10 protein-coding genes and 1 pseudogene are annotated in these 13,282 nt (G+C 48.8%); 9 read left to right on the top strand and 2 right to left on the bottom strand.

Annotation, left to right across the window (positions count from 1 at the left end):
* Positions 1 to 153: 153 nt before the first annotated feature.
* The 8 genes and pseudogenes from DFP94_RS20125 to DFP94_RS26165 form a co-directional block, all read left to right on the top strand.
* Complete coding sequence (locus DFP94_RS20125; RefSeq protein WP_114498279.1) at positions 154 to 1,119, top strand: ABC transporter permease; 966 nt, start codon at positions 154 to 156, stop codon at positions 1,117 to 1,119.
* Positions 1,109 to 2,059 (top strand): iron chelate uptake ABC transporter family permease subunit, encoded by a 951-nt coding sequence (locus DFP94_RS20120; RefSeq protein ID WP_114498278.1) that lies wholly within the window; start codon positions 1,109 to 1,111, stop codon positions 2,057 to 2,059. Before DFP94_RS20125 ends, DFP94_RS20120 begins: the two co-directional genes overlap by 11 nt.
* The gene (locus DFP94_RS20115) at positions 2,053 to 2,811 is read left to right on the top strand and encodes an iron ABC transporter ATP-binding protein (RefSeq protein ID WP_114498277.1); all 759 of its coding nucleotides are present in this window, start codon (positions 2,053 to 2,055) and stop codon (positions 2,809 to 2,811) included. The genes DFP94_RS20120 and DFP94_RS20115 overlap by 7 nt, the downstream gene beginning before the upstream one ends.
* Positions 2,812 to 2,876: 65 nt before the next feature.
* On the top strand, positions 2,877 to 3,866 hold the full coding sequence (locus tag DFP94_RS20110; RefSeq protein WP_114498349.1) for a siderophore ABC transporter substrate-binding protein: 990 nt from the start codon (positions 2,877 to 2,879) through the stop codon (positions 3,864 to 3,866).
* An 881-nt stretch (positions 3,867 to 4,747) separates the two neighbouring features.
* Complete coding sequence (locus DFP94_RS20105; protein ID WP_114498276.1) at positions 4,748 to 5,950, top strand: hypothetical protein; 1,203 nt, start codon at positions 4,748 to 4,750, stop codon at positions 5,948 to 5,950.
* 14 nt (positions 5,951 to 5,964) lie between these two features.
* Positions 5,965 to 8,421 carry a hypothetical protein gene (locus DFP94_RS20100; protein WP_114498275.1) on the top strand — a complete coding sequence of 819 codons (2,457 nt, stop codon included), beginning with the start codon at positions 5,965 to 5,967 and terminating at the stop codon, positions 8,419 to 8,421.
* On the top strand, positions 8,384 to 9,256 hold the full coding sequence (locus DFP94_RS20095) for an ABC transporter ATP-binding protein (protein ID WP_114498274.1): 873 nt from the start codon (positions 8,384 to 8,386) through the stop codon (positions 9,254 to 9,256). Before DFP94_RS20100 ends, DFP94_RS20095 begins: the two co-directional genes overlap by 38 nt.
* Positions 9,256 to 9,363 (top strand): annotated as a pseudogene (locus tag DFP94_RS26165) (ABC transporter); the annotation flags it as partial. The gene DFP94_RS20095 and the pseudogene DFP94_RS26165, both read left to right, overlap by 1 nt.
* 54 nt (positions 9,364 to 9,417) lie before the next feature.
* Here the strand turns inward: DFP94_RS26165 and DFP94_RS20085 are convergent.
* Together DFP94_RS20085 and DFP94_RS20080 are read right to left on the bottom strand one after the other, a co-directional pair.
* Positions 9,418 to 10,491, bottom strand: a complete 1,074-nt coding sequence (locus DFP94_RS20085; protein ID WP_114498273.1) for a sensor histidine kinase — start codon at positions 10,489 to 10,491, stop codon at positions 9,418 to 9,420.
* Positions 10,488 to 11,192: a response regulator transcription factor gene (locus DFP94_RS20080; RefSeq protein ID WP_114498272.1), complete on the bottom strand. Its 705-nt coding sequence runs from the start codon at positions 11,190 to 11,192 to the stop codon at positions 10,488 to 10,490. The genes DFP94_RS20085 and DFP94_RS20080 overlap by 4 nt, the downstream gene beginning before the upstream one ends.
* A gap of 168 nt (positions 11,193 to 11,360) precedes the next feature.
* On the opposite strand from DFP94_RS20080, the gene DFP94_RS20075 reads away from it, so the two are divergent.
* Positions 11,361 to 13,238, top strand: coding sequence for a serine hydrolase domain-containing protein (locus DFP94_RS20075; protein ID WP_114498271.1), 1,878 nt, complete (start codon positions 11,361 to 11,363; stop codon positions 13,236 to 13,238).
* The last annotated feature ends 44 nt before the right edge of the window (positions 13,239 to 13,282 follow it).

The following is a 13,282-nucleotide window of genomic DNA, read 5'->3' as shown; positions in this document are numbered from 1 at the left end:
TTAAATTTTAAAACGGTTGACAGTGTGAAAATTGGCACGGTATAATTCTAGCTAATTGATAATGAATATCATTATTAGTCAATCGTCTGTCCTGCCGGCAGCGAATCACTTGGGTTTCCTCCAGGCCAGAGGAAGCAAAGTAAGGACGATCACATGAAGAAGAAAACACTTACCATTTTAATAGCTCTATTAATCGTACTATCTATTACATCCCTGTTTATCGGAGCTTCGAGCATGTCACTCTTAGACCTGTTCGGACCGGGAAGCGGGGAGGCCTGGGAACTGCTGTGGATCAGCCGGATTCCCCGGCTAGTCAGCATTATTATTGCCGGAGTCAGTATGAGTATCGTCGGTTTGATCATGCAGCAGCTGACCCGTAACAAATTCGTGTCTCCTACGACGGCGGGCACGATGGATTCCGCCAGCTTCGGCATTATGGTGGCCCTGCTCCTGTTCACTTCGGCGGGGGCGCTCGTCAAAATGTCCGTAGCCTTTGTATTCGCACTGCTCGGAACCTACATATTCATGGCAATCTTGAACCGGGTCAAGTACAAGGATACGATCTTTATCCCGCTCGTCGGGTTGATGTTCGGCGGAATCGTCAGTTCGGCGACTACTTTTTTTGCTTACAAATACAATTTGATTCAGAGTATGTCCGCATGGTTGTATGGGGATTTCTCCATGATCATGCAGGGCCGTTACGAGCTGCTGTTTATCAGCGTGCCTTTGGTGGCTGTTTCCTACGTTTACGCCAATAAATTTACCGTCGCGGGCATGGGCGAGGAGTTTTCCGTCAACCTCGGTTTGAACTACAAGCAGGTGGTTAACATCGGCCTGGGCCTGGTGGCGCTCGTTACTTCGGTCGTCGTGCTGACGGTCGGGTCGATTCCTTTTCTCGGATTGATCATTCCCAATCTGGTCACGATATTCCGCGGCGACAATCTGAAAGGAAACTTGACGTACACGGCTTTGCTGGGCGCGGTGTTCGTGCTGGCCTGCGACATTCTGGGCCGGGTGATCATCTATCCCTACGAGGTGTCGATCGGACTGACCGTCGGGGTGGTCGGAAGCGGTATCTTCCTGTATCTGCTGATGAGGAGAAAGACATATGAGCAATAAAGCCAAACTATGGACCCTTGCCGGCATCGCCGTCCTGCTTGCCGTTGTCTTTATGACGATTGATGCGGGAGGGCACTGGGATTATATCCTGCCGAGACGGGGCAAAAAACTGATCGCCATCCTCCTCACGGGTACTGCCATCGCCTTTTCGACCGTGGTGTTCCAGACGATTACGAACAACCGGATTCTGACGCCGAGCATTATCGGCCTGGATTCGCTGTATATGCTTCTCCAGACGGTGATCGTTTTCCTGATCGGGGGAACGGCCTTGACCATGATGAGCAAAAATTTGCGCTTTGTTCTGGCGGTCGGTTTGATGGTCGTGTTCGCCATGCTGTTGTATAGAATGCTGTTTCGCAGGGAAGGGCGCAACATTTATCATCTGCTGCTGATCGGACTCATTTTCGGAACCTTTTTCTCGAGCGTGACTTCGTTTCTGCAGAAACTGATCGATCCGAATGAATTTCTGGTCATCCAGGATAAAATGTTCGCCAGCTTCAACAATGTCAATTCAGATCTGCTGTGGCTGTCGCTCGTTGGCGTCATGCTCGTGGCACTTTATTTTGCAAAATTCACCAAGTATTTGGATGTGCTTTCTTTGGGCCGCGATCATGCGGTCAACCTGGGAATCAGCTATGAATATGTCGTCAAACGGATGCTGATCGTCGTCGCGATCCTGATTTCAATTTCGACCGCGCTGGTCGGGCCGATAACGTTTCTCGGCCTGCTGGTGGCCAATGTGTCTTATCAGTTCCTGAACACCTATCGTCACAAAACGTTGATCCTCGGCGCTTCCCTGGTCAGTTTTATCGCCCTTGCCGGAGGCCAGTTGCTCGTCGAGAAAGTGTTTACCTTCTCCACTTCGCTAAGCGTCATCATCAACTTTATCGGCGGGGTGTACTTCATCTATCTGCTGCTAAAGGAGAATAAATCGTGGTAAAGGTCAGAGGAGTTTCCAAACAATACGGCGGCAAAAAGGTCGTCGACAACGTCTCGCTGGAGATCGCAAAAGGAAAGATCACTTCCTTTATCGGACCGAACGGGGCGGGGAAGAGCACATTGATATCCATGATCAGCAGGCTGATTGCTAAGGACGAGGGCGAAGTCCTGATTGAAGACCGGGAGGTCGGGCAATGGAAAAGCGGAGAACTCGCCAAAAAAATCTCGATTCTCAAACAGTCCAACCATATCAACATTCGATTGACGGTGCGGGATCTCGTGAACTTCGGGCGTTTTCCCTATTCGCAGGGACGCTTGAATAAGGAAGATGAAGCCCATGTGGACGAAGCGATCCGCTATATGCACCTTGAAACCATGCAAAACAAATTTCTCGACGAACTCAGCGGGGGTCAAAAGCAACGGGCATTCATCGCCATGGTTATCGCGCAAAACACAGAGTACGTGCTGCTCGACGAGCCGCTCAACAACCTCGATATGAATCATTCGGTGCAAATTATGAAGGTGTTGCGCAGACTGGTCGACGAGCTCGGCAAAACGGTAGTGCTTGTCATCCACGATATCAATTTTGCCTCTTGCTACTCCGATTATATTGTAGCGCTGAAGGACGGCAAGGTGGTTAAGGAAGGCACGACGGATGAAATTATCGAACCGTCCGTGCTGCGCGAAGTTTACGATATGGAAATTCCGGTCCAGGAGATCGGCGGCAACAAAATTTGCGTGTATTTCAAATAATAAGAGGAAATGGGAGTGTAATTACGGTGAAAAACAAAAAAATCGGTCTGATCTTGACTACGCTGATGATGGTCGTTGTACTGGCCGCTTGCGGAACCAACAACAAGAACGGTAACGGCGGGAACAATGGCGGCAATGAGAATGCCGGTGCCAATACGGGCAGCACGAATACGACGCAACCTGCGGCGGCCGCGCCTGTTGAGGATGAAGAGCTTACGATCAAGCATAAGCTGGGCGAAGCCAAAGTGAAGAAAAACCCTGGCAATGTAGTGGTGTTCGACTATGGCGTGCTGGAAACGCTCGACAAGCTGGGCGTGGAAGTTGCGGCTGTACCGCAAGGCAATTTGCCGGGCCATCTGAAGAAATACGAAGACAGCAAATACAAAAATGCGGGTACGTTGTTCGAGCCGGACTTTGAAGGGCTGAACGCACTGGATCCGGGCGTTATCTTCATCTCGGGCCGTTCGTCCGAAGCTTATGAAGAATTGAACAAAATCGCCCCGACGATCTTTATGGGCGTGGACACCGCGAATTATATGGGCTCTTTCTCCGAAAACGTGAAGACGCTCGGCGAGATCTTCGGCAAGGAAGCCGAAGCGGAGCAAGAGCTTACGGCGATTAACGACTCGATCAAGGCCTTTAATGACCAAGTCTCCGCCAACGGGAAAAAAGGCCTCGTCATTTTGACGACCGGCGGTAAAGTCAGCGCATATGGCCCAGGCTCGCGCTTTGGCATCATTCACGATGTCTTCGGCGTTGCGCCGGTTGACGAGAATATTAAGGCGGATACCCACGGGGATTCCATCTCCTTTGAATTCGTCGCCGAGAAGAACCCCGACTACCTGTTCGTCGTAGACCGTGACGCTGTCGTAACGGAAGAAGGCAAGCAGGCCGAACCGGCCTCCAAGCTGGTGGAGAACGATCTCGTGAAAAAGACGAATGCCTACAAAGACGGCAAAATCGTTTACCTCGACGCCAACTACTGGTACCTTTCCGGCGGCGGATTGCTGTCCGTACCGGAAATGTTGAAGGAAGTGCAGGAAGGGATTCAATAAACCGGAGTGATTGATCTTAAAAGAAGCAGTCATGCCTCCACCCTATTCTGGTTGGAGGCATGACTGCTTCTTTGCAGTGTATAAATTGGAATATAAAGCATATATACACCAAATTTTTCTTGTGATACAATATATTTGGTTGCAAACGTTTGCGCAACCAAATATGCTGGCCAGCGTACGTAATAACCTGTCATTTGATTACCAGACTTCCAACAGATTTATCAGTTCGCATGATAGCGCTTACTGAATAAATCGATGTTCAGCCCTACATAGTGATCAACGGGCAGGAAAAAATTATGGTAAATGGAGGATATCAAATGAAGAAAAACAAACGGTTATTTGCAGTGACTTTGGTTCTGGTAGCATCAATGGCCTTATCGAATTCGGCATTCGCAGCGTCCACCTCAACCTCCGGTTCGATTGGGGGGGTATCCGTAAGTGGCAATCTTACCATGGCTACGAATAGCTCAAGTCTAGGTTACGCAACGGCAAGCACTTGGATTAATGCTTCTCCGGGGTATCTGGATGCAAGTGTGGTTTACAAGTACAAATGGGGATATCGTAGTGATATCTACACTGTTTCCAACTCCACAAGCCAGAGTGCAACTAGCGTAAGCACGACAGCTACCTCGAATCATGTTAATCCGGTTCATTACTCAGCTAACGCGACACATCGAGTTAGCTGGAGCTCATATGTATGGAATGGATATACGAGCCTTTAAATTACAAACTCAATTTTGTATGATCCACGTCTTGTAAGTTCCTCTCTCCGAATTAGTGGGTATAAGCAGGTAACCCTCTAATCGGAGAGGGGTTCTCTACTATTTGAACCTTAGGAGATACCTTTAATGAGAATTCGATATCTATGGATGGTTTGTTGTATGTTTCTAATTTTAACGGGCTGTGCTGGGACACCTGCCGATTACAGCAACGAGTATAATCCTGATACGGATTATCAGTATTTTCTTCATGAGCAGGGGCCAGGGATACGAATCGGTGCGAGTAAGGACGGCTATTACTTTCTGAATAACAAGTATATATATTATATGGACAAAACAACGATGAAGCCGGTTCTGCTGGACAACCGGCCCGATTCGGATTGTCTGAAGAAGGAAGACACCAATCCGATTGAGAACTGCAACGCTTATGTCGCCCAGTATGCAGGGCCGAAAGATTTTCTGAGCTATTACAACGGCAAACTGTATATTATTGCTTCGGATACCGTTACCGAAAGGGACAAACAGGTTGACCGCGCCCAGTTGCTTGAACTATCCAAAGACGGAACCGAGCGGCGCAAGATATTAACATTCGAGTTTATCCCCCAAGCCATCGCGATTCATCGCGGGGTCGTTTATTATACGTCTATGGATTTTGATCAAAACTCCGACGGCAAATATCAAATCATGCAGTTCCGTCTTGGTCAGCGCTCTGCTAAACCCGAGGTCATTTATGAAGGGACTCAGGAAAAAGGTCATATTACAGATATGATTCCCTACGGGAAGAATGTTTATATTTTGGAGTGGGGTATAAACATGTACCGTACGCTGAGATATGATATTCAGGATCAGACCGTCACCCCCATGTATGATGAAGACGATGAAAACAGCAATGAGGGAATTGCGGGGATTATGGATCAAAAGTTGTTATTCGATAAATTTTACGGCGATCCGCTGGATGAGCGCTCCTGGCATTTTTATGAATCGAATCTCGAAGGGGAGGACGTTAGAACATTGCCGATCAAGCGGGATTTCATGAGTTCGGTCTATGCCGACCAGAAGCATTTTTTTGCCCGGACCGCCTGGTACTATTTAACGCCGGAACTGGCGGAAGGCAGAATGAACCCCAATCAGATAGATGTGTATGACTTGGACTATAAGTTAGTCGATTCCATTGACGTCTCTTTCCTGCCGATGGATCACACTATCATTACGGGGGACGAGAACAATATGTTCGTTCATTACGGGGAAGACGGGAAAAAAATCATCGCTGTACTGGACAAGAGCCAAATCGGGAGCGGGAAGGCCGCCTTCCGTACATTGATCGAGACCAAGGATGAAGGCCCCACGTTACGAACTAATCCCTAAGAGGGCGGGGCGAGATGATGAAACTGATAGCTTATGAAATGTTAAAAATATTGCGTAAGCGGTTATTGTGGGTGCTTCTATTCGTGCTGGTACTGTCGAACGGTTGGATGTATTATCAGCAGCAGATGAAAGGACAGGACTACTTAATCGGCCACATGGAACGATACTATGAGCTTGAAAGGGAATTCAGCCGTATGCCGAACGAGAAGGCGTATGCCCAGGTAAACCAGCTAAACCAGGAGTTAATCAGTTTTGGGCAACTGCTGTATGCGCAATTGCGTCCCGACAATCCGGAGCTTCGTCAATCCAGCGAGCAGATACAGCGGGATTCTCCCGAAATAGTCAAGAAATTTGAAGAAAGCCCCTATCGCGAAGATGCCGACCGATTACGGCGAGACACCTTCCTTGTTGACTTACTACTTAGACAGTATAAGTCCCTTGATGCATATCGGGACTATATAAACGGCATTCAGGAAAAAGCGGATGAAATGCTCTCCGTATCCATTTTTTATGAGAAAGACTCCTTCTCCTACCGCAACATTATGAAAACTCCAACTGACTTTGATCACTTGAAATCTATTCCACTCGACATTGGGCTGGAGAACGGAATAGTAACGGTGACGCAATATAAGCCCAGCGATCTGATGACCGGCATTATGATTTTTCTGCTCTGCGTCTATCTGTTTGTGCAGGAGAGAGAACGCGGATTGCTCCGAATTATTCGTACCAACCGGAAGGGACGCTTGCCAACCGCCTTGGCCAAGGTGATTGCGCTGATCGGGATGACCGTCCTGATCGCGGCACTATTTTACGGCACCATCCTGTTTATTGCCGGCAGGATTTACGGCTTCGGGGATTTATCGCGCTATATCCAATCCATGCCTACGTTTAAATATGCCAATATGCAGTTGTCTGTACTTCAATACCTGATGGCCTTTGTAGGTTTGAAAATGCTGGCTGCGGTGCTGTTATCGCTAGTTCTCGCCGTATTATTCATTGCCATCCGGCATGTCGGTAAAGCATATGTTGTTGTGGGCTTGTGTCTGGGCTGCGGTTATATTGCCTATAAAAGTATTCATCCGCTTTCCCCGCTGGGACTGTTAAAATATATAAATCTATTTGCTTATTTCGATACATTCGGCTTGCTTGGCTTGTATCAAAACCTGAACCTGCTCGGCTATCCGGTAAATCGTTTCTGGCTCTCATTGGCCAGTTTGACCAGCTTTGTGGTTATTCTGCTGTTGCTGGCCCTGGCTCTGTATATCCGGCAGGATGCGGCGGATTCCGGATTCTGGCTGGCCCGATATTGGACCAAATGGAAAGAACAAGTCGCAGGCGCTCGAGGAACAAGTCGCCTGTTCATCCATGAGACCTTAAAAGCTCTGTTTACGGGCAAAGGCTATCTTGCGCTGGCGGCCGCGCTCGTGTTCAGCGTTTATATGATAGACCCGAGTGAGGTTCGTTTCGGACAAGACGATCATTATTACAACAGTTATATCCGGGAGCTCTCGGGGCCTTTGGACCAAGAGAAAGCAGCCTATATAGAACAGGAGAAAGCGCGTCATGATGATATGGGATCCGTTCGCTTGCAGAATGAAGTCGCATTTCAGAATGGCGAGATCACACTTGAGCAATACAACCAGAAGAGCAGTGAACTGGATGAACTGAATTTAAAGAAAATCGCATTCAACAAGATCTACCAGCAATATAGCCACCTTGTTCAATTACAAGAATCCAGAGACATAACGGGAAGCTTCCTCAATGAGTTAACCTCCGAGGAATTGTTCGACAATCGATTCAGGGATTCCATTGTCGGCATCGTATATATGGTCTTGCTGACACTGCTCTTGAGTCCGTTATTTCCAAACGAATACCGAACCGGGATGATTGCGGTCGTCAGAAGTACGAGGAAGGGACGTTGGAAGCTGTTTGTGTACAAGCACTTGATCGGCTATCTGCTGGCAATAGTGGTTTTGTTAGCCCTCATTATACCGAGATATATCAATCTGGACGGTTACAGCCAGCTCTTGTGGCATGCCCCAGTGCAGAGTCTGCAGCGGTTCGCAAATGTGGAGATAAATATGAGTCTTCTCGGCTTTGTTCTTCTTACGAATGTGCTGCTTTTATGGGGATCGGTCATCATCGTCCATTTTGTTCTGATGATATCCGTTCTTTTGAAGCGCCAGTCACTTACATTGTTTGCGGCGACAGCCTTGACGGCGATCCCCGTGTTTATTCAAGGAGTCGGAGTGGAGGGGATCCGCACTTTATCCTTTAACAATATCCTATTTCTCAATATGCAATTTTCGGAGAGCGGTCCTATGATCTCTGTATTACTATACTACTCGGTGATCACGGTAATCGGGTTGTTGGCCGGATGGATAACATGGCAGTGCTATAACGGTAAATCTCTTGCGTTGGGGGTGAAGAGCAATGAACCTTTCCGTCAATCGGGTCAGCAAGCATTATAATAAAGGCAAAAAGCTGGCTCTGGACGATTTCAGCATGGAGTTGACCCCCGGCGTTGTTGGCCTGCTTGGTCCCAATGGCGCGGGGAAGTCAACGCTGATGAATATTATGACCGATAATTTAAAGCCGGATTCGGGCGAGGTCACTTTTAACGGGGAAGCCATTTCGCGTTTAGGTTGGAAGTTTCGGAATATTCTAGGCTATATGCCGCAACAGCAAGGACTGTACGATGATTTTTCCGGTCGCCGGTTTTTGTGGTATATGGCTGCGCTGAAAGGAATGAAGAAGCCGCATGCAGCGGAGCGAATCGAGCATCTTCTTGAGGTCGTGAACCTGAAGCAGGACGCGAGCAAGCGGCTCGGCTCTTACTCCGGGGGGATGAAACAGCGGATTTTAATCGCGCAGGCGTTGCTGAATGATCCGCAAATTCTGATTCTGGACGAGCCGACCGCCGGGCTGGACCCTAAAGAGCGCATCCGCATCCGTAATTTTATTTCCACGATCGCGCGGAACAAGATTGTTCTGTTAGCAACACATGTGGTTACGGACATTGAGTTTATCGCCAAGCAGGTTGTTCTGATCAAGGAAGGCAAAATGCTGCTGCAGGATGAGCCTAACCGGATTCTGGAAGGGATAAAGGACAAAGTATTCGAGCTTCATCTTCCGGAAGAAGAGCTTCCGAAGGTGAAAGAGCAGTACAAAGTGAGTAATATTACGGGCGATAAGGAAGGCGTACTTGTGCGCATTGTGAGCGACCATGAGCCGGATAAGTGGAAATCCGTCGCGGTGAAGCCGAATATGGAAGATGTTTATTTGTATCATTTGGATAAGGATTAAAAGACGGCAAAATCGTTTACCTCGACGCCAACTACTGGTACCTATCCGGCGGCGGATTGCTGTCTGTACCGGAAATGCTGAAGGAAGTGCAGGAAGGGATTCAATAAACATTCAAGACACCGTCCGGAGTAAGTTCCGGACGGTGTTTTTCTTGCAGGGGTTCAGTTGTCTTTGTCGTCAACATCTTTAGGTAAAACGATTTGAAATGCCGTGTTGCCCGGGCTGTTATCCAGCGTTAGCCGGCCCCCGTGCAGTTCCACGGTGGTTTTGGCGATGGCTAGGCCGAGTCCCGTGCCGCCGTCGCTCCTTCGGGAAGCGTCCCCCCGGACGAAGGGATCGAAAATAACTTCCTTTAGCTCGTCCGGGATTCCGACGCCGTTGTCGATGACGTCCAGCCAAACTTCATGGTCCGTCTCCGATAGTTGAATGATGACTTCCGTGCCGGGCGGGTTATAGAGCAGCGCGTTGGTGAGCAAATTGGATATCGTCCGCCTCATAAGTTTGCCGTCAAAGGTAAAAGTAACTTTACGACGGGGCAGGCGCAGGTTCAGCGGAAGTCCTTTATCCGTAAACTGTTCGTAAGTTTCCGCCGCAAGTTCCCGGATAAGTTCGGCCAGATCGCCGGACGTTTTCTCTAGCGGATAGTCAGGGCTATCCAGCTTGGACAAGCTAAAAATATCCTCGATCAAAGAAGTGACCAATATTGATTTATTATAAATAAGCTCCAAATACTTCGACCGTTCCTCTTCGTTCTCCACGATCCCCAATTGCAGAGCTTTGGCGTATCCTTGTATGGTCGTAATGGGTGTCTTGAGATCATGGGAGAGGTTCACCAGCATCCGCTGCTTGCTGTTTTCCAGCCGCAGATTTTCGGCCGTCGCCGTTTCCAGTTTCTCCGCCATTTCATTAAATTGCTGCTGGATGAGCGAGAACTCGAACCCTGCCTGATCACCCAGACGCCGCTGGTATTGTCCCCGGGACATGTCCTGAATGGCGGCGGCAATTTGCTCTAACGGAGTCGTAATCCGTTTGGCGGTCCAAAGGCTGTAAATCCAAACATTTAATACGAACAAAGCCAAAGCCAGCAGCAGCCATCCCAGGGTGATTTCAATGGTGGCACTTTCGGGATGAACGACAAATACCAGCAATACCGAATTGACAATGCCGATCGTCAAAGCGAAATAGACGTACGATTTCGTCAGGGAGGAGAAGAGCTTCTTCTTTTTCTTTTTCATGGCAGCTCATCCCTTTTGGCGAACTTATAGCCGATTCCGCGAACGGTTTGGATATAGAAAGGGTGTTTCGGCGTATCCTCGATTTTCTCGCGCAGTCTGGAGATGTGGACCATGATCGTATTGGCATCATCGTAATAATAGTCGGACCAAACCTGTTCGAATAATTGCTGCTTGGTGAAAATACGGCCGGGCGATTGCATAAAGGCCGTAAGCAATTTGTATTCAATGGACGTCAAAGGAATTTCGCGCCCGTCTTTATAGATGACGCAGTCCCTATGATCAAGAACCAGGTTTCCGATGCTCAGTTGCTCCGGGACCTCCGCCGTTTCGTTGAATTCATAAGTCCGCCGCAGTATAGCTTGAATTCGGGCCACCACCTCAAGCGGATTAAAGGGCTTGGCTATGAAATCATCGGCGCCCAGATGCAGCCCGAGTATTTTGTCGCTGTCCTGGTTTTTGGCGGATAGCAAAATAACCGGCAGCTTGTATTCGGTCCGCAGCAATTTCAGGAGCTGCACCCCATCCAGCTTGGGCATCATAATATCGATGACCGCCAGATCTATTTTCTTTTCCCGTATGCACCGCCACGCTTCTTCTCCATTTCCCGCCTCCAAAATATCAAGGCCATCCCGCTCCAAAAACAGCCTTAACAGCTCAACAATTTCCGGTTCGTCGTCTACCAGCAGTACGGTTCGGTTCACTTCCCTCAACTCCTTCCGGTTCAGTAGCTCTTCTCTCAGGATAGTATCTCTTTCGCTAGTTTGTTTCTCTGTGCCACCTCTACAATCCTTTTTCTTAAGGTTAATTTAAGATTGCTGAAATGCTACTGAAAGGATAGGAGGATAGTCTTAGCCAGGGGAGGGATTACCATGAAACGAATTGCTTATTGGCTTTTGATCCTGTGGATCGGATTGATCTTGCCGGGGGGCGCGGCGACCGTAGTAAATGCAGCTCCCGACACAACCTTGACTGCGGACCAACTGGAGCAGGTCGTGGATAACGTGATGGAAGCAAATATGGATAAACTGCACATCGCGGGCTCCGCCGTTGTAGTGACGCAGGGAGACGACATTCTGTTCAGCAAAGGGTATGGGTACGGGGATGTCGAACATCGGGTTCCGATGGACCCGGCATCCACGTTGATACGCATCGGATCATTGACCAAACCGATGGTTGCCGCGGCCGTCATGCAAGAAGTGGAGCGGGGGCTTTTGTCGACCGATACGGATATTAACCAATATCTAAAAACCTTCAAGGTTCCCGTTTTCGGAAAACGGCCGATAACGCTTCACGATCTGCTGACCCATACCTCGGGACTGGACCAGGTGATGTATAATGTCGTTTCCCTATCCGAAGGGAAGACGGTTCCGGCGAGTGAATTTTTACGGCAGTATTTTTTGAAACAATCGCCTGTCCGGGAGCCTGGCGAACAATACGATTACAATAATATAAATTTCGGATTGGTTGGAAATCTGATCGAACAAACCAGCGGACAGACGTTAAACGACTATCTGACCGAGCAACTATTCAAGCCGCTTGGGATGCCGAGCGTCTCTATGGAAAAAGGCAGCGTCGTCCCCAAGTCCTATCAGTATGCGGGAGAGGGGAATTATCGGCTTCTGCCTTATGAGCATTTCAATATACCGGGAGGCGGCGCGATCAATGTGGTGCCGAATGAGTTTGCGCATTTTATGGTAGCCCAGCTTAACCAAGGGCTATATAAGGGGCAGGCGATTATGAAACCCGAGACAATCCAGTCCATGCAAGATCTTCAGTACACCGCTCATCCCCAGTTGGATGGTTTCGGCTATGGTCTTATGAGAGGAAAACTGGCTAACGGAATGCCTATATTGTGGTATACGGGAGATGTGGAGGGTTTCTCGTCCAAGATGGTATTAATCCCTTCCGAACGGGTTGGTATTTATGTCGTCGTGAACACGGGCGAAGGCGGGAGTCTGCTTTATGAGCAAGTGATCGGGGGCATTGAAAAGCTAATGGATGGAGGAGCTGTTCCGGAAGAACCGGAAGTTTCGGCCGGTGATTTGAAGCAGTATGAAGGCCGGTACGCCTACCGCTTGAGTCCGCAGCATGGCTGGGGGAAATGGATCACATTTTTTGAGCGAAACAGCTTTGATGTAAAACCGGCGGGCAACAAGCTGGAGGTGAGCGGCGTCTTCCCGCTGGGCAGCGGGAAAGTGGAGCATAGAACCTTTTACTCCATCGGCGATCAGGTCTTCCGCGAACAGGGAGGAAGCCAGAAACTATGGTTTCACCAAGTGGAAGGGACATGGAAAATGACCGGGATCGACAGCGCTACCTTGGAGAAGACGGGATTTTGGCGGCAGTCGTCCACTCTACTAATGGTCTTAGCGGGAATCTGCTGCTTTTGGATAGGGCTGGCGGTCGTTTATCTAGTCCGCTACTTGGTCCGGTTCATTAGAAAAGGGAAACGTCCGATCTCCGGCAAGATTGCCGCGATATCTCTCCTTTTTGCCGTTTACTTGCCCGTGCAGGTGATCTATGGCTTGATGAAAGTGACCTACGGTTTTCCTTTATGGTACAGATGGGGTATAGGCTCCTTACCTCTTGTCGCGTTCGGTATAGCCGTCTATATGCTGGTGGGCGCACTTTCGAATCGGGCCTTAGGAAAATGGACAATCGCCGGCCGGGTCTTCATTGCAGGCATTACGGTATTTTGTACGGTGTACTTGTTTTATTGGAACATGCTTCCTTTCCACTATTCATAAAGCACTCTGATCTAATTTATATTTTTTCTAATCTGGGAATGATT

It is taken from the genome of Fontibacillus phaseoli (assembly GCF_003337355.1).
Classification (GTDB): domain Bacteria; phylum Bacillota; class Bacilli; order Paenibacillales; family Paenibacillaceae; genus Fontibacillus; species Fontibacillus phaseoli.
This window is presented reverse-complemented; position numbering and strand designations above follow the sequence as displayed.